The organism is Denitrificimonas caeni, from assembly GCF_027498055.1.
In the GTDB taxonomy this organism is placed as follows: Bacteria; Pseudomonadota; Gammaproteobacteria; order Pseudomonadales; family Pseudomonadaceae; genus Denitrificimonas.
On record NZ_CP114976.1, the window covers coordinates 333,915 to 350,804 of the forward strand.

General features: G+C 48.7%; 15 protein-coding genes and 1 tRNA gene. 8 read left to right on the forward strand and 8 right to left on the reverse strand.

Translation table 11 applies throughout. From position 1 onward, the window contains the following. The 3 genes from O6P33_RS01660 (at window position 1) to O6P33_RS01670 (ending at window position 2,883) form a co-directional block, all read left to right on the forward strand. Window positions 1-273, forward strand: coding sequence for an oxidative damage protection protein (locus tag O6P33_RS01660; RefSeq protein WP_269818522.1), 273 nt, complete (start codon window positions 1-3; stop codon window positions 271-273). Window positions 274-334: 61 nt separating this feature from the next. Next, window positions 335-410: transfer RNA gene (locus tag O6P33_RS01665), tRNA-Phe, on the forward strand. Window positions 411-561: 151 nt separating this feature from the next. Continuing rightward, a complete protein-coding gene (locus O6P33_RS01670; RefSeq protein WP_269818523.1) occupies window positions 562-2,883 on the forward strand; it encodes a putative bifunctional diguanylate cyclase/phosphodiesterase in 2,322 nt (773 codons plus the stop codon). Here the strand turns inward: O6P33_RS01670 and O6P33_RS01675 are convergent. The 4 genes from O6P33_RS01675 to O6P33_RS01690 form a co-directional block, all read right to left on the reverse strand. Next, on the reverse strand, window positions 2,880-3,815 hold the full coding sequence (locus O6P33_RS01675; RefSeq protein ID WP_269818524.1) for a lysine exporter LysO family protein: 936 nt from the start codon (window positions 3,813-3,815) through the stop codon (window positions 2,880-2,882). The two genes, O6P33_RS01670 and O6P33_RS01675, sit on opposite strands and share 4 nt — an antisense overlap. A gap of 320 nt (window positions 3,816-4,135) precedes the next feature. Continuing rightward, window positions 4,136-4,855, reverse strand: coding sequence for a 16S rRNA (uracil(1498)-N(3))-methyltransferase (locus O6P33_RS01680; RefSeq protein ID WP_269818525.1), 720 nt, complete (start codon window positions 4,853-4,855; stop codon window positions 4,136-4,138). A 65-nt stretch (window positions 4,856-4,920) separates the two neighbouring features. Beyond that, complete coding sequence (locus O6P33_RS01685; RefSeq protein ID WP_269818526.1) at window positions 4,921-6,273, reverse strand: adenosylmethionine--8-amino-7-oxononanoate transaminase; 1,353 nt, start codon at window positions 6,271-6,273, stop codon at window positions 4,921-4,923. Between the two features lie 78 nt (window positions 6,274-6,351). Then, window positions 6,352-7,245 carry a D-hexose-6-phosphate mutarotase gene (locus tag O6P33_RS01690; protein ID WP_269818527.1) on the reverse strand — a complete coding sequence of 298 codons (894 nt, stop codon included), beginning with the start codon at window positions 7,243-7,245 and terminating at the stop codon, window positions 6,352-6,354. Window positions 7,246-8,131: 886 nt separating this feature from the next. Here O6P33_RS01690 and O6P33_RS01695 point away from each other — a divergent pair. Beyond that, window positions 8,132-8,335, forward strand: coding sequence for a hypothetical protein (locus tag O6P33_RS01695; protein ID WP_269818528.1), 204 nt, complete (start codon window positions 8,132-8,134; stop codon window positions 8,333-8,335). A gap of 240 nt (window positions 8,336-8,575) precedes the next feature. Here O6P33_RS01695 and rarD read toward each other — a convergent pair whose 3' ends face one another. Both rarD and O6P33_RS01705 read right to left on the reverse strand, forming a co-directional pair. Then, window positions 8,576-9,484 (reverse strand): EamA family transporter RarD, encoded by a 909-nt coding sequence (gene rarD, locus O6P33_RS01700; protein WP_269818529.1) that lies wholly within the window; start codon window positions 9,482-9,484, stop codon window positions 8,576-8,578. Window positions 9,485-9,554: 70 nt separating this feature from the next. Continuing rightward, on the reverse strand, window positions 9,555-10,532 hold the full coding sequence (locus tag O6P33_RS01705) for a serine/threonine protein kinase (RefSeq protein WP_269818530.1): 978 nt from the start codon (window positions 10,530-10,532) through the stop codon (window positions 9,555-9,557). 225 nt (window positions 10,533-10,757) lie between these two features. Between O6P33_RS01705 and O6P33_RS01710 the strand changes: the two genes are divergently transcribed. Further along, window positions 10,758-11,396 (forward strand): SCO family protein, encoded by a 639-nt coding sequence (locus O6P33_RS01710; RefSeq protein ID WP_269818531.1) that lies wholly within the window; start codon window positions 10,758-10,760, stop codon window positions 11,394-11,396. A 298-nt stretch (window positions 11,397-11,694) separates the two neighbouring features. Beyond that, window positions 11,695-12,009: a c-type cytochrome gene (locus tag O6P33_RS01715; RefSeq protein WP_269818532.1), complete on the forward strand. Its 315-nt coding sequence runs from the start codon at window positions 11,695-11,697 to the stop codon at window positions 12,007-12,009. Window positions 12,010-12,232: 223 nt separating this feature from the next. Here the strand turns inward: O6P33_RS01715 and clcA are convergent, their stop codons facing one another. Beyond that, a complete protein-coding gene (gene clcA, locus O6P33_RS01720) occupies window positions 12,233-13,597 on the reverse strand; it encodes a H(+)/Cl(-) exchange transporter ClcA (protein ID WP_269818533.1) in 1,365 nt (454 codons plus the stop codon). Between the two features lie 308 nt (window positions 13,598-13,905). Between clcA and cobA the strand changes: the two genes are divergently transcribed. Next, entirely contained in the window at window positions 13,906-14,736 is an 831-nt protein-coding gene (gene cobA / locus O6P33_RS01725; protein ID WP_269818534.1) for a uroporphyrinogen-III C-methyltransferase, read from the forward strand. 49 nt (window positions 14,737-14,785) lie between these two features. On the opposite strand, the gene O6P33_RS01730 is transcribed toward cobA, so the two are convergent. Next, entirely contained in the window at window positions 14,786-15,676 is an 891-nt protein-coding gene (locus O6P33_RS01730) for a TIGR01777 family oxidoreductase (protein WP_269818535.1), read from the reverse strand. Window positions 15,677-15,878: 202 nt separating this feature from the next. Between O6P33_RS01730 and O6P33_RS01735 the strand changes: the two genes are divergently transcribed. Continuing rightward, a complete protein-coding gene (locus O6P33_RS01735) occupies window positions 15,879-16,805 on the forward strand; it encodes an NAD(P)/FAD-dependent oxidoreductase (protein WP_269818536.1) in 927 nt (308 codons plus the stop codon). Window positions 16,806-16,890: the final 85 nt, after the last annotated feature.

Here is a 16,890-nt window from a genome sequence, read left to right on the forward strand (position 1 = left end):
ATGACTCGTATGGTTATGTGTCGTAAACACCACAAAGAACTCGCCGGTTTAGCCCGTGCGCCATTCCCTGGCAGCAAAGGCGAAGATATTTACAACAACATTTCACAACAGGCTTGGGATGAGTGGCAAACCCATCAGACCATGCTAATTAACGAACGCCACCTCAATATGATGGATGCTGATGACCGTAAATTCATCATGGCGGAAATGGATAAATTCTTCGCCGGCGAAGAATTTGCGCAAGCTGAAGGCTATGTTCCACCAAGCGAATAAAACTATTTTCAACAACAGGCTTGACAGCAGGGGTTAAAATCTATTTAATTACGCCCCGTTGGCCCGGATAGCTCAGTCGGTAGAGCAGAGGATTGAAAATCCTCGTGTCGGCGGTTCGATTCCGTCTCCGGGCACCATATTTAAGAAGCTCATTCAAAACGAATGAGCTTTTTTTTTGCCGAACAACTGGCACCCGCCATAAAGTTGTATTTCAACTTATTTTCATCTTGCTTAGCAGCGAAACCCTATACAATGTGAATACCCTCTCGTTTTGAGTTTGCTACCCAAATGAAATCAGAGCACACCCTATTAAAGTTTTTTTTAACCTATGCAGTGCTGGTAATAGGCGGGTTGCTGGGTAGCTATTTTTTCTCTCCTGGCCTTGCTCCTGATTCAGCCTCGACAACCCCGTTACAACTGCTGGGCATAGCCAGTTTCGGTGTATTTTCTTTGTTGTATTGGGGCCTAGCTTTGTTAAGCAGTAGCAAGCAAAAATCTCACGATCAAGATAGTCTTAAAGTTGATCAAGAGCGCATCAAGCTAGCTTTGGACGCAGCCCAAATAGCCCTTTGGGACTGGAGTCTAAATGAGCAACAAGAAGTGTTCTTCTCCACCACCTACTGCGCTAATTTAGGCTACAGCCAAGAAGAATTTGGTAACAACCAGCAGGCTTGGCAAAGTCGCTTACTCGCCGAAGAGCGTGAGCGCATTTATCTTTCAGTAATGAATTTTATCGCTGAAGGCGAAGGCAGCTATGACAGCACCTACCGCATGCTGCACAAAGACAACACCCCTCGCTGGATCCGCTCCCGTGGTCGCTTACTAAGGAACTCAGCTGGCCAAGCCACACGTTTTATTGGTATTGCCCAAGATATTACTGAGCAGCGCAGCACCGAAGAGCGTTTGCAACAAGCCAATGCTGTATTTGCATCGAGCCATGAAGGCATCTTGATTACCGACCACACCAATACAATTGTGCATATCAACCCAGCCTTCAGTAAAATTACCGGTTACAGCGCCGATGAAGTACTTGGGCAAACACCGCGCATGTTTAAATCCGGTCGCCACAGTCCAGAGTTTTACAAAATCTTATGGACTACCCTAGAGTCAACTAACCAGTGGAGCGGTGAGATCTGGAATCGCCGTAAAAGCGGTGAAATCCTCCCGCAATACCAAACCATTCGCTTGATCCGTGATGAAAACGGCTTTATCTCCCATAATGTTGCCGTATTCTCAGACATTTCAGTTCTAAGAAATTCTCAAACCGAACTGAATTATCTGTCACATTACGATCCTCTCACCGGTTTAGCTAATCGCTCGCAGTTACATGAGCTACTCAAAAAATCCTTACAAAACGCTATTGTAGGGCAGAAAGATAGTTCGATATTTTTAATCGACTTGGATCACTTTAAAAATATCAATGAAAGCTTAGGGCATAGCTTGGGCGATCAACTGTTACAAGCAGTGGCGCAACGCATTAGCCAGAGCCTAGGTAATAAATGCTCCTTGGCACGTATAGGCGGCGATGAGTTTGTGGTGATTTGCGAAACGGCTAATACCCCTGGGGAAGCAGCAGTAATAGCTCAAAGACTTCTACAAGCTAGCAAAGAACCTTTTATCATCAATGGCCAACAGTTATTTATTACTGGCAGCGTTGGTATTTGTCTATTCCCTAGTGCCGGTAGCAGCGTAGAAGAAATCATGCGCAATGCCGACTCAGCCCTAAGCAAAGCTAAAGCCAGCGGTCGTGAAACCTTCGCTTTTTACTCAAGCGAACTCACGGCTCATGCGTTCCAGCGGATTCGCATTGCTAGCGAGCTGCGCCAAGCGATAGAAGGCACCGGACTGCAACTCTACTACCAGCCGGTCTATGCCATGGCAGAACAAAAGCTGGTGGGTTGTGAAGCCTTAATACGTTGGGAACACCCTGAGCGCGGCTTAATACCACCCAATGAGTTTATTCCCATTGCTGAAGAGAGCGGCTTAATCAAAGCCATTGACCAGTGGGTACTGCAACACTCCTGTCAGCAAATGCGCATCTGGCAAGAGCAAGGACTGCACATGCAGTTTATTGCGGTTAATATTTCCAGCCGCTCCTTATCCTCTAAGCCCGCACTACCGGAAATAGTTGCTCAAGTTCTGCAAGATAGCAAAGTAGCAGCACAGTACTTAGAAATTGAAGTGACCGAAAGCGCTGTCATGGAAAACCCCAAAAATGCTGATGCGATTCTAAAAGAGCTACGCTCCTTAGGCGTGAGCTTAGCCATTGATGATTTTGGCACCGGCTACTCATCCTTGTCGCGGTTAAAGTCTTTGCCTGTGCATAAGCTAAAAATTGATCAAAGCTTTATTAGCAATTTACCCACAGACCCCGAAGATATCGCGATTGTCCGCGCTATCTTAGCCCTAGGCGCTAGCATTGGTCTTGAAGTACAAGCTGAAGGTATAGAAACCGCTGAACAAATGCTCTTTTTACAAGAGCAGAATTGTAAGCTCGGACAAGGCTACTGGTTAGGCCGCCCCATGCCCGTTAAGGCCTTTACTGAACTGCTGACCGATAGTTTAACGGCTAAGCTTGCCTTACCCGCAAACGATCAGCAGGCGCCCTAAGAGACGCTAGCGAAGCTTAAAAAGAACAACATAAAGAACGGCGCAGCCACGGTAAGAATTAAGCCGCTGATAATCGCCGTGGGCACATACTCATAATTACAGGCTTTGCGCACAAACGGCAGGGTGGTGTCCATGGCAGTTGCCGCGCAGACACCAATGCTGCTATTGGCATAATTGCGCCCCAACAGAAACACCACAGTCAACCCAATCAGCTCGCGCATTAAGTCATTGAGTAACGCCACACTGCCGTAGACATCACCTAAATACTGCCCGGCCAAAGCACCGGACAAACTAAACCAACCAAAGCCAGTACTGAGCGCCAAAGCCACCGCCAACTCTTCGCCAGTCATAAAGCTGAGCAACACCCCAGCAAGCATCGAGCCAATCATCACCAGCGCCGGAATCACTAACACCCGCGGAGCCAACCAAGAACGGCTGATTGAGACCTGAGCTAAATCCAAACCAATCATCAGCAGTAGCACATACAGCCAGTAAGAAATATTAAACACCACCGCGCCCAGCTGATTTTCATGCCAGTGTAGACGGTAAAAAAATGCGCCCAACAACACTAAGCTAAAAGCAATTAAGCATTCTTTAATCGGATGCCACAGCGCAGCCCAAGAACTGGGTTCATCATCCTCTGTCGCGGGCTTGCGGTTAAACGGCAGAATCAACGCAAACACCACTGCACTGATGGTAAAAGCGTACAGCGCTGAATGCTTTAAAATACTCAAACCTGAGGCCAGTGAACTAAAGGCTTCGCCAGACTCCAAGCCAATCACAAATAAAATAATCCACACCACTGGGGTAATAGTTTTTACTGCGTGGTGAATAAAGGCTTTAGGCAGTACTTTACCGAGACCATAGCCGCCGACTAAAAACAATAAAATGGGGATTACTGACGATAATATATTGTGCAATACAGCAGTCACAAATGGCCTCTGATAATCAAGGTAAAACGCGCTAGGAAAATAATAAGCGCATAGTTTAGTGCATTGCCCTTTTGAAAAGGGCCAGTCAGCGCAGTTATTTACGAATAATCGCCTGATTGGCCTGCAAGACAGCGTAAATCGTTGATTTATGGGTGGTGTGAGCAGCACACTAATCTGCGCATGATCAGCACCGGACGCATCTATTGACCTTGAAAGGTCGACCTACCAATAGACCTACCAATAGACCGACAAATAGATCTGCAAAACACTGCAAGCCGTCCATTTGTGGGCGACAAAGGCGGCAGAGCAGCGTGATTCTGTTAAAAGTCACCCCAAAGCTGCTGCGCCACACTGAGTGCCACTACAGGTGCAGTTTCGGTACGCAGTACTCGCGGGCCGAGGCGGGCCGGTTGAAAACCATGCTGCGCCGCTTGCGCAACCTCTGCCTCGCTTAAGCCGCCTTCAGGACCAATTAAAAAAGCTAAGCGGTTGGGCGTGGCATGTTCTGTTAACGGCTGCGCCACCGGATGCAAGACCAACTTCAAATCGGCTACGACAGTGCCTTGCCAGTCTTTGAGCTGCTGCGGTGGATGAATTAACGGCACTTTAGAGCGCCCACACTGCTCACAGGCGCTGATTGCGATCTGCTGCCAATGCTCTAGACGCTTTTGTAGCCGCTCTTGATTTAAGCGCACTTCACAGCGCTCAGTAAACAGTGGGGTAATCTCGGCCACACCCAACTCAGTGGCTTTTTGAATGGCCCAATCCATGCGCTCGCCACGGGATAAACCTTGCCCCAGATGAATGCGCAAAGACGATTCGGCTAAACCATCGATGCATTGCTGCAACTCCACCTGCACCGACTTTTTACCCACTTGAGTCAGCTGGCCAATATACTCCTGGCCGCTCCCATCAAATAGCTGCACTGGCGCACCTGCAGTTAAACGCAGCACGCGGCTTAAATAGTGCGCTTGCGCTTCAGGCAAGTCATGTACACCTAACGCCAAGGGCGCAGCAACGAAAAAACGCGGTAGCGACATGTGTTAACTCCAGCCATTAAAAAAACCACGCTATGGTGCGTGGTTTTTTATTAAGCGTCTAGCGGTTAATCCCGAGTAGCCAGATCAATCCCTTCGGTGGCCACTTCAGCCAACCAGTGAATTTGTTCAGGGGTGATCACATACGGCGGAATAAAGTACACCACATTGCCCAATGGCCGCAGCAGTGCACCTTTGGCCATGGCATGCTCATAGACTTTTAAGCCGCGGCGCTCTTGCCAAGCAAAGGGCTCTTTAGTGGCTTTATCTTTAACCATCTCAATGGCCAGCACCATACCGGTCTGGCGCACTTCGGCGACATGGGCATGCTGTTTCAGATGCTCAGTGGCATCCGCCATATGCTGAGCTAAGACCTTGTTGTTCTCAATCACATTGTCTTGCTCAAAGATATCCAAGGTGGCCAAAGCTGCAGCACAGGCCAACGGGTTACCGGTATAGGTATGGGAGTGCAGAAAGGCGCGCATGGTGTCGTATTCATCATAAAACGCCTGATACACATCATCGGTGGTCATTATTGCCGCCATGGGCAAATAACCCCCGGTTAGGGCTTTGGAGAGCACCATAAAGTCCGGGGTGATATTGGCTTGGTTACAGGCAAACATGCTACCGGTACGGCCAAAGCCCATGGCGATTTCATCCAGAATCAGATGCACACCATAGTGATCACAGGCTTCACGCAGTAAGGTTAAATAAATGGGATGGTACATGCGCATGCCGCCGGCACCTTGCACCAAAGGCTCCAAGATCACCGCGGAAAGCTCAGTGTGATGCAGCTCCAGAGTCTGGCGCATATGCTCAAACATCAAGCGCGAATGCTCTGCCCAGCTCACCCCTTCTGGACGGTGGTAGCAGTCGGGACTGGGCACTTTAATGCAGTCCATCAGCAAGGCTTTATAGGTTTCGGTGTACAAGGCCACATCACCCACCGCTAAGGTGGCAAGGGTCTCACCGTGATAACCATTGCTGATGGTGGCAAAGCGCTTTTTCTCTGGCTTGCCATGGTTGAGCCAATAGTGGTGGCTCATTTTTAGCGCCACTTCAATCCCAGAGGAACCGTTGTCAGCATAAAATACGCGGTTTAGGCCCTCTGGTGTAATCTGCACCAAACGCTCCGACAGCTCAACCACCGGACCATGGGTAAAGCCTGCCAGCATGACATGCTCCAGCTGATCCAGTTGCTGTTTAATCCGATTATTAATCCGTGGATTGCAGTGACCGAAAATATTGGTCCACCACGAACTCACCGCATCTAAATAACGGCGGCCATCAAAATCTTCTAACCAAATGCCCTCAGCCCGACGAATCGGTACGATGGGTAAGGTTTCATGGTCTTTCATTTGTGTACAAGGATGCCATAACACGTCTAAATCACGTTGCATCCAATGATCATTTGAACTCAATTGCTTGCTCCCGTTAATGGACGATTTAGCCTAACAGATGCGCCCGAAACTGGCTGAGAAAGTTAGTCATGTGGTGACTCATAAACCTGCACTAGTACTTAACTCCAACTGTAAACAATGCTGCTCACCTGGCGCCAGCAGCAGATGGTCATCCAGCACATTGGCGCTTTCAATACACAGCATCTGCTGCCAAGCATCACTGGCAAAACCACTTAGCGTTTGTGCTTTAGCCACCCAAGGGTTCCAAACAATGGCTGAGTGTGAGCCTTGGCTGCGCAAATCTATCCGCCGCTGCCAACCTAAATCAATAATCTGTAAATGCTCCGGCACTTGCAGGTAGATTCTGTCGGTTTCGCCGCTAAACTTTAAATTTCCCTCTTGTTCGCGTAACTGCCATTGTTCAAGGGTGTCGTAATAAGTACAGCCGGCTAAACCTTCGACCTGAGTCTGACGAATATCACTGACGGCAAAATAACTGTGCAGCGCCTGACTGATCGCCAGCGGCTCACTGCCAAGATTATGGTTGTGCAAACGAATGGTTAAACGTTCAGCCAATTCGATCTGTAATTGCACAGTGGCCGCATGGGGCCAGCCGAGCAAATCTTGGCTAGCAACCAACTGCAAACTTAACTGCACGCCATTATTAGCGGCACTGCTGTGGGTAAGTTGCCAATCCAGCGTGCGCGCCAAACCATGGAAAGGCGCATCCTTAGTCGTCATTTTCTGTACAGCTGCAGGGTTGCGCTGGATATCGCCAAACCATGGCCAACACACCGGCACGCCACCGCGCACGCTGTGCCCATGCTGATACTCAGCACAAGCACTGAGCCAAATCAGCGGCGGCTGATTGATATCGGGAAAATAACTGAGAATCTGCCCGCCCTGTTGAGCAATATCCAGCTGCGCTTGACCAAAACATAAGCGCCAGCCCGGTAAGCCAGAAAAGTCCATTGCCGTAATCGAAGACTGCATATTTTTATGTTCCTTAGTGCGTAGGTTAATAGGCGCCATACAGCCACCTTGTCTTGGTCTGATTGTAGGGCCTGTGCACAAGATTAGGCTATGCGGATGTTATCCACTGGCTAGGTGCATGGTGCTGTGGATAAGCTGGGGAGACTCAGCGCAAGAGCAGGGCAGGCGTAGCTTACAGAGCATTGTTCAAAAAACGTACAGAACTTTTAATCTGTGCACAAAGCCATGGGACGGTGCTGTGGATAACCTGTTCACCCTTGCCTATACAGCACGGCTAGCAAGGCTTACAGCGAGCTGTTTGTTTTTTGATCAGTTATTTTGAGTTATAGCAGCCAATAAGCATCATTAGCTTATCCACAACACCAATTGAGCAAGTGCATTGAGAAAAACACTAAAAAAAGCAACCTAACTGTATAAAAAGCGAACTTAGCCACTTTAACCGCTGCCAAGCTAACGCCAAGCAGCACTGCACGGCATACTTATGCACACCCATTTCATAAAAATTTTCGCAACTCATTAAGTTATGCACGGAGGACGTGCATGAGCCTGTGGATAAGCTGGGGAGACTAAAGGCTAGGCCATATAGAGCAAGGCTTACAGAGCACTGTTCAAAAAACACACAGCTGTTTTAAACTGTGCACAAAGCCATGGGACGGTGCTGTGGATAACCTGTTTACCCTTGGCTGTACAGCACAGCCAGCAAGGCTTACAGGCTGTTGATTACTTTTTAAACAAGTTTTCAACAAATACCTTTAACTTGAGCGCAAAAACCTCAATAAGCACAGTCCAGCCCTGATTTCTTGTGCAATAAAAAAATTGACAGCTCGTCTGACTGGCCTAACAATGCTGCGCAAATACTTATCAACAGCGCTATTGGATACCCAGCATGCCACCACGACTACTGACGCTATTTGGAGCTCTGATTATTGCCGTAGCACTCTGGGGCTTGTTGCGTGGGAAAGTGATTGCTGGGGCGCGCGGCTTACGCAGCAACTATTATTATAAAGATGACAATCCATTTAGCTTTTATGGCTTTATCTTAATCTATCTGTCCCTTGGCTCGTTCCTACTCTATCAATCGCTGCGCTAATTCTGCCCGCCGGCAAAAGTTATCAACACGCGTAAAACGAGTTATCCACCCAGCGTGACTATAAGCCTGTGGACAACTTGGGGAGAGATTGCCCAAGGCTAGGCTGAGCAGCTCTTTGCGAGCAGTGCTCAGAAAACAACCAGGCCATTATAACTGTGCACAGTTAAGCTGGATGAGGCTGTGGATAACTTGTTAGCACTCTTCGCAAAGCATTGTTTTATAAGGGTTATAGCCTGTTGATTACTTTTCAGGCAATGCGTTACCTCGCCCTCTTAAAACCCGCACAGCATCCCAGCTATACACAGCCAAAGCCGCCCAAATAAAGCCAAAGAAAATAAACGACTGCGCTGCAAAGGGCTCTTTAAATACCAGTACGGCCAATAACAACAACACCGTTGGTGTGATGTACTGTAAAAATGCTAATGACGCATAAGGTAAGTTTTTAGCTGCCTCGTTGAAGCACAACAGTGGCAACAAAGTGACAGGGCCTGCTGCAGCCAACCAAAACATCTCGCTACTGCCCCAAAACTCACTTTGCATACTGCTCGCTTGTGGGCTTATCCACAGCCATGTCAAAGCCACTGGCACCAACAACCAGGTTTCTACAGTCAGACCCGGTAAAGCAGCAACTGGTGCTTGCTTACGAATCAAACCATAAAAACCAAATGAACAAGCCAGCGCCAAAGAAATCCACGGCACCTTACCCAAGCTCCAAACCTGAAGGCCAACACCTACCGCGGCAAGTGCAATCGCCAACCATTGCAAACGGCGTAAACGCTCGCGTAAAAACAGCATCGCCAACAACACATTAACCAGCGGATTAATGTAATAACCTAAGCTCGCTTCAACCATGCGGTCATGGTGCACCGCCCACACATAAATCAGCCAGTTAGTGGCAATCAAAGCACCCGAAGCGGCCAAAAAGATAAAGCGTTTGGGGTGGTGATACAGCTCTAACCACCAGCCGCGGTGACGCCAGATCAATAATAAACCACTACTGAATAACGCAGACCACAGCACGCGGTGCACAATCACTTCCTGCGCAGGTGTGCCATCGAGGGTTTTGAAGTACAGCGGAAACAAGCCCCAGATACTGTAGGCTAAAAGCCCCAGCACATAGCCGCGGCGTGGATTAGGGGTAAAGTTCATATTGGTTAGCCAGCTAACGAAAGATTTAAAACCATTCTAGTCCGCATCCTTGCGACTGTCTTGCCGGCAATTAAAACAGCCGCAAATAAGGCTCATCTAAGGCCGCACGCTGCTCACGCAAAATCAAAATTTGCTCGCCCCAATAACGCTCACTACCAAACCACGGAAAGCTTTGTGGAAAAGCAGGATCATCCCAACGCTGAGCCAGCCATGCACTGTAATGCAGCAAACGTAATGCCCGTAAGCCTTCAACTAATGGTAATTGCCCCGGAGTAAAATCATAAAACTCTTGATAGCCATCCACCAGTTCAGACAGCTGCGACAAACGTTCCTGATAATCCCCAGCCAACATCATCCACAAATCTTGGATCGCTGGCCCAGTGCGACAGTCATCAAGATCGACCATAAAGAAACTTTCATCGCGGCACAGCAAATTGCCCGGATGACAATCACCGTGCACTCGAATCGGTGTATACGGGTGCTCAGCAAACATACCCTCAACCTTGAGCAGTAGATCACGCGCCACCGACTCCCAAGCGGGACGTAAGCTTTTTGGCACATGCTCACCGCTGCACAAGCGCTGAAAAGAAGCGTGGCCATAACTCTGCACATTTAATTCTGGGCGTTCGCGAAAAGGCTTATTAGCACCGACTGCATGTAAGCGACCAAGCAACTGCCCTAAACGATACAGCTGATCTAAATTGCCCGGTTCTGGTGCTCGACCACCGCGCCGCTCAAATAAAGCAAAGCGAAAGCCGGCATGCTCAAACAAACTTTGGCCATTATGCTGCATGGGGGCAACTAGCGGCACCTCACACTCAGCCAGCTCAAAAGAAAAAGCATGCTCCTCCAAGATTTGCGCATTAGTCCAACGTTCAGGACGATAAAACTTAGCGATTAACGGCGCTTTATCTTCAATTCCAACTTGGTAAACACGGTTTTCGTAGCTGTTTAAAGCCAGCACTCGGGCGTCACTTAAAAAACCTAGACTTTCAACCGCATCTAAAACTAAATCAGGCGTCAATGCAGCAAAGGGATGAGCAGACATGGCAAGCTCCTTAAATCAAGAAACTCAGTGTAACAGCCTCGCAATAAAACACTGCGCTGTTCAACGAGTATTCACCTGTTGACTCACCGCAAAGCGCGCTCATGCAACTGAGGCCTATACTCTCTAAACAGCGTCATATCGACACAAGCCAGCAAGGGCCAATCCACTCTATAATGCAGGGCAAGAGTCTGGTTAAGCCAATTTTCGTAGGGTTAAAGGTGTTGTATGTCATATCAAAGCAAAGGTCGTACGCTGATTTTAAGCATCGTTGGGGTTTTGCTGGCGCTAAGCATTGGCTTGTGGGCGGGCAATCATTTAACTATAGGCCAAGATCAAGCTACGGCTTTGCGTGAAGCAGGAATTATTACCCTACCTACAAGCCGTGAGCTGCCAGCATTGCAATTAGCCAGCACTGACGGCGCAACTGTGAATAGCCAAGCACTCACAGGTAAATGGAGCTTAGTTTTTTTTGGTTACACCTTCTGCCCAGATATCTGCCCAACCACCTTGGCAGAACTGCGCCAATTAAAAAAACTGCTGCCTGAGGACGCGCAACACAACCTGCAAATTCTGATGGTGAGCGTTGACCCTCACCGCGACAGTACCGAGCAACTGCAACTCTACCTCGAGTATTTCGACCCAGAGTTTATTGGCTTAACCGGTGAGTTAGCAGATATTCAAACCTTAAGTAACGCGCTCAGCATTCCTTTTATTCCCGGCGATACCAGCCAGCCGCGCTATACCGTTGATCACAGTGGCAACTTAGCTATTCTGAGCCCCGATGGTCGCCAGTATGGTTTTATTCGCGCACCTTTGGATGTTAAAGAAATTGCCCAGCAACTCCCAAAGCTGATTGCACCTTGAAGGTCAGCTACAACAGGCGCTAGCCAACCAATCCGCGCTTAATGCCCAGTTATTTATTGACTCTATAGCAGCTTACTCACTCAGTGCTCAGTCAAAACAGACGCAAGCCTGTAAAGAATAAGCAGCACAATGGCTATGGCGGTAAATGGCTAAAATAAGAAAAAATGATCGAGGACAAGAGTTTATGCAATGCAGGCTGTTAAAGTCATAACCATTAATACTCAATACCTTTAGTACTGAGTACAATGAAGGTGAGTCGTATTATCACTCCCCCTTTGTTTAGCCTTGAGGTAAGACTATGAAAAAAATTCTAATTCCACTGTTTGCACTGGGTGCAGCTTTTGCTGTGCAACCTGCTTTAGCCAGCGACGGTGAAGCTTTGTTCAAAAGCAAACCATGCGTAGCTTGCCACACTGTGGACAACAAAATGGTTGGTCCTTCACTGAAAGAAATTGCAGCAAAAAATGCTGATGTGGATGGCGCTGTTGAAACACTGGCTTTACACATTAAAGAAGGTAGTGCTGGTATTTGGGGTCCAATTCCTATGCCACCAAACGTAGTTACCGAAGAAGAAGCAACCACTCTAGCCCAGTGGATCTTAAGCTTAAATTAATCGCTTAAGAAAAAACCATGCTGGCTCGCAAGTATGCATATACTATTTGCGCCAGCATGGGATAACTGCTCACTCTAGCCGGCAATACAACCATTGCCTAAACTCAAAACACACAGCTCTACCCCTGCCTAAGTATCTACCCCCTACCTTCGCAAATGCTGCGGTAAGTGCGCGGCCCAGCGCCAATCAAGCTTTATGTGCTGGCGCAGTTTTTATCTGTGCTTTAAGCCTGCTGTTGTTTTGCCAAGGCTGTATCGTTGGCTACTTGCGGCTGATCTTTTGCCAGTTTTTTCTCTAATAAAACCGTATAGAGTGGACGTCCGCCCAAGAGCTGAGCGACCAAAGTTGCCCCCAGGCATGTAATCAGCATGGGTAAAATCAAATTGAAGCTGCTGGTTAACTCAAGCACTAAAATTGCCCCTGTCAGTGGCGCTCGAACTGTGGCCGCAAAGAGCGCGCCCATCCCAGCAATGGCAAACATGCCAGCTTCCAGCTCATAGCCTGGAAAATAGTCAATCGCAACATTACCGAACAACGCGCCAGCCAATGTGCCCAGTGCCAGCAAGGGTGAAAATACCCCACCTGGGGCGCCTGAGCTAAAGCTGATAATCGAAGTGAAGAAGCGCAACACTAAAAAAATGATTAATAGTTTTAAGGTGAAATGACCATTGCTCCAATCATGAATGACATTAAAGCCATCACCAACAGTTTCCGGTAAATAAAGCGCAATAGCGGCAAAACTTCCGCCAATCAACCCTCCAGTTAAAACAAAACGATAGGTTTTATCTTGGTAAAATGCTTGAAAGCGATCTTGCAAAAATAACAAGAAGCGGTTGTAAGCAATACCCAACAAGCCAATGCAAAAACCCAGCACAATAAACAGCCACAAAGCCTGAATAGGCGCAGCGGCAAAAACTCCCACATCAAGCAACGCAGCACTGCCGTTAATTAAACGGAAGATTACCGTGGCCATGATTGAGCCAATTACCACTGCTTTAATTGAAACAATGTTGTATTTAAACTCTTCGCGCATCTCTTCAATGACAAAGATAATGCCAGCTAAAGGCGCATTAAAGGCTACGGATAAACCCGCAGCTGCACCGCTGGCCAACAGCGCATAACGATTATCTTTGTTTTTTAAACGAAAAATATCACTGAACATTTCAGCAGTATTGGCGCCAATCTGTACCGTCGGCCCCTCTCGACCCAGCACCATGCCAGAACTTAAAGTCCCTAACCCAGCAAAGAACTTAACCGGCAATACCCGCCACCAGCGCACCGGCCGAAGATCCTGCAGCGCCCCTTCAATATCAGGAATACCCGAACCGCCAGCCTCTGGAGCAAAACGCTTAACCAGATAGTAGGCCAGCATAGTTAAGCAGGCTGAGAATATAAAAGTTGCTAAAATAATTTGCCATTTCGCGCTAAAATGCTGCTCAACACTGGTCATGCGCCAAGTTGAAATAAAAGCCACTCCCAGTTGAAATAGCACACCTATAAAGCCAACTACTGCACCTATCACTGCTGATAAAGTCAGGATATATACTGGCGTTTTATCGCTTTTAATTAGATGTTTAATAATATTCAAAATCCGTTCCTTGCCGCTCGATTAGAGCGCTTCTTGAATGTTAATAAAGTGGTGCAGTTGCTAGTACTGACACTGCTATTTTATGACGGCAATGACTTGAGCCTAACTTGCTCGAGCGACGCCAGCAAATAGAAATATGCCGCAAACGCGGACATAATCTAAGCCAAGGGTTATAAGCCAACAATTATTTAAGCAAAAAAGCTATAAACAAGCGCTCTTTACCTGACATTAAGTGTCCAGCGCTGTAGGCTAACACACCTTTTTGTGATGACATTAACCCTGTGATCTAAAGTTACTTTGGAGCTGATATGGATCAGACAAGCGCTTTCCCCGCGGCACTACAAGCCTTTTTTGCGCCCGGCACTGTGGCCTTAATTGGTGCGGGTCCAGGCGACCCCAGCTTACTAACTTTGCGTGCTTGGAGCCTGCTCCAACAAGCTGATGCAGTGGTCTATGATCGCCTTGTAAGCCCTGAGCTAATGGCCATGTTACCTGCGCGCAGCCAGCGTCACTTTGTCGGCAAAGCCAGCGGTCATCACAGCTTAAAACAAGAGCAAATCAATCAACTGCTGGCTGACCTTGCCCAGCAAGGATTGCGCGTAGCACGCCTCAAAGGTGGTGATCCATTTATTTTTGGCCGGGGTGCCGAAGAGCTCGATTTTCTCTTAAAGCAGCAGATTAGCTGCCAAATAGTACCGGGTATTACTGCCGCTTCTGGCTGCACTGCCTATGCGGGAATTCCTCTAACGCACCGTGGCGTAGCGCATTCCTGCCAGTTTATTACCGGTCACTTGCAGGAAGACGGCGCACTGAATCTGCCTTGGCCTAGCTTGGCTGATCCGAAAAAAACCCTGGTGTTTTATATGGGACTCAGCAGTCTTGCGGAGATTTCTCGCGAACTGATAAACGCAGGCTTAGCTGCAGATACACCGGCAGCATTAATTGGCAGCGGCACTTATGCCGAGCAGCAAGTGATTCGCGGCAGCCTCGCCAAGCTGCAAAGCATGGCCAAGCATGCTGAACTGACCCCACCGACATTAACCATTATTGGTCACGTAGTTGATTTGTTCAGTGATCAGCCAGTGCGCCACCCAGCATTGCTTCAGCCCAGTAGTAGCGAAGCCGCGACAATAAAGTAAAGCTGTGAGCCATGTCTACCGACTCCCCCAGTTGCAATGCTGCAAACGCTTAAAGTGCAGCCAATGCCGCAGGCAGCTCTCGATACTTAAACTCAAAGCCAATCTCTGCAGTACGCTCAGGACGAATATTTTGTCCACCTAACAATAACCCGGCCATGTCTCCCAGCATGAGCTTTAGCGCAAAGCCCGGCACAGGCAACACTGCAGGGCGGCGCAGATGCTTGCCTAAAGCCTGTGCAAACTGCTGATTGCGCACCGGCTCTGGTGCGCAGGCATTGTAAACACCCTGAGCTGATACATGCTGCAACAGGTGATCAATCAAAGCGACTTCATCGTCTAAGTGCACCCACGGCATCCACTGCTGACCGCTACCTTGTTTACCGCCTAAACCGAGACGAAACAGCGGTAATAAGCGCGATAAAAAGCCGCCTTTAGCGGTTAACACCAATCCTGTACGAATCAAGACCACACGAATCGCCAGCGATTCAGCAGCTAAAGCAGCATTTTCCCAGTCAGCACAAAGCTGCGTAGCAAAGTCCGTGGTTTGCACAGGACTGCTTTCGGTTAATACCTGCTCCCCAGCATCGCCGTACCAACCCACTGCCGAACCTGAAATCAACACCTCTGGCTTATGTGACAAGCTGGCCAGCCACTGCACCAGATGCTCAGTGAGAGCAATGCGGCTATCGCGTAATAACTTGCGCCGCGCCTGCGTCCAGGGCCGATCAGCAATGGGGGCACCAGCCAAGTTAATCACCGCATCAAGCTTGATATGATCCAGCTCACGCAACTCCGCCAGCCCATGCACAGCCTCGCCACACAAGCTTTTCACCTGTTCAGGGCAACGACTCCAGACATAAATCTCATGGCCTTGCGCCAACCAAAACTGACACAAACTGCGACCAATCAAGCCCGTACCGCCGGTTATTAAAATACGCATAGTGATTGTCTCCTGCTTCATAGCCGCTTAAATAGACAAGGTGCTACAACATGCTACTGATGCCGTTGTTAGTAACGCACACAAGCACTGCTACACACTATAGTTCTTTCGCAAATACTTATACAACTACCTATAGCACGTACAAGTATTTATGATATGCCTTATACAGCTCACTGCCCTCTTTTTACTGCAAGGAACTCTTATGTCGTCTTCTCAAGTTGCTATTATCGGTGCCGGAATGACCGGCATTACCGCTGCCCGCAGCCTTAACAACGCCGGGTATACCGTGCAACTGTTTGAGAAAAGCCGCGGCAGTGGTGGGCGCTTAGCCAGCAATCGTAGCGCTATGGGGCGCGTTAATTTAGGCACACAAGCTTTTCACGCCGATCAAGCAGAGTTTCTTGCGGAACTCGATCACTGGCAGCACGCCGGTTGGCTCAAGCAGACCGAGCAGCAATGGACCGGTATTCCCTATATGAGCGCGCTCACCCGTAATTTGCTGGGCGAGCTCAACACTTTATTTTCCTGTGAAATACGCCAGCTCAGTCACACTCAGCAAGGCTGGTTACTTCTTGATCAACATGGGCAGCAGCACGGCCCCTTTGCACAACTCATAGTCGCTATCCCTGCACCACAAGCCAGCACACTGCTGAGCAACTGTGCGCCTGATTTAGCGGCCTGTGCTGCCAGTGTAGTAATGCAGCCCACTTGGATGGTGGCCTTAGGCTTTAAAGAACCGCTCACCGCAAGCCAACCCTTAAGCCCTATGCAGCAGCGCATTATTGCCGAGGTACGGCCCAGTGCAATCGCTGCTGAGCAGCCCATGCAAACGTGGTTACTGCGCGCCAGTGTGGCTTGGAGTACTGAGCATCTAGAGGATGAGCCTGCGCAGGTGATTCACCGCCTCAGTAACTGCTTTGCCGAGCTCTTCGATACCGCACCGCCGGAAGCTGATAGCGCTTTTGCCCATCGTTGGCGTTATGCATTAGGCGCCCTTGAACAACCGCTCAACACCTTGGCAGACTTATCCCGTGGCCTTGTGGTTGCCGGTGATTGGTGCGGCCAAGGCGATCTGCAAAGCGCTTGGTGCAGCGGTCGACATGCAGCCCAGCAGCTGATTAACAGTTAATCACTTAATCTCCCTCAGCACAGCGGCTCTGGAGTAATACAACAGCGAATTAGTCTGCGGGTGTGCGCTTTTCTTTGTTAAATTG

Bases quoted from the DNA above. Each gene is read 5' to 3' on its own strand.
- O6P33_RS01660 (WP_269818522.1), top strand. From the start codon at position 1: ATGACTCGTATGGTTATGTGTCGTAAACACCACAAAGAACTCGCCGGT.
- O6P33_RS01670 (WP_269818523.1), top strand. From the start codon at position 562: ATGAAATCAGAGCACACCCTATTAAAGTTTTTTTTAACCTATGCAGTG.
- O6P33_RS01680 (WP_269818525.1), bottom strand. From the start codon at position 4,855: ATGTCGCTACCGCGTTTTTTCGTTGCTGCGCCCTTGGCGTTAGGTGTA.
- O6P33_RS01690 (WP_269818527.1), bottom strand. From the start codon at position 7,245: ATGCAGTCTTCGATTACGGCAATGGACTTTTCTGGCTTACCGGGCTGG.
- O6P33_RS01695 (WP_269818528.1), top strand. From the start codon at position 8,132: ATGCCACCACGACTACTGACGCTATTTGGAGCTCTGATTATTGCCGTA.
- rarD (WP_269818529.1), bottom strand. From the start codon at position 9,484: ATGAACTTTACCCCTAATCCACGCCGCGGCTATGTGCTGGGGCTTTTA.
- O6P33_RS01705 (WP_269818530.1), bottom strand. From the start codon at position 10,532: ATGTCTGCTCATCCCTTTGCTGCATTGACGCCTGATTTAGTTTTAGAT.
- O6P33_RS01710 (WP_269818531.1), top strand. From the start codon at position 10,758: ATGTCATATCAAAGCAAAGGTCGTACGCTGATTTTAAGCATCGTTGGG.
- O6P33_RS01715 (WP_269818532.1), top strand. From the start codon at position 11,695: ATGAAAAAAATTCTAATTCCACTGTTTGCACTGGGTGCAGCTTTTGCT.
- cobA (WP_269818534.1), top strand. From the start codon at position 13,906: ATGGATCAGACAAGCGCTTTCCCCGCGGCACTACAAGCCTTTTTTGCG.
- O6P33_RS01730 (WP_269818535.1), bottom strand. From the start codon at position 15,676: ATGCGTATTTTAATAACCGGCGGTACGGGCTTGATTGGTCGCAGTTTG.
- O6P33_RS01735 (WP_269818536.1), top strand. From the start codon at position 15,879: ATGTCGTCTTCTCAAGTTGCTATTATCGGTGCCGGAATGACCGGCATT.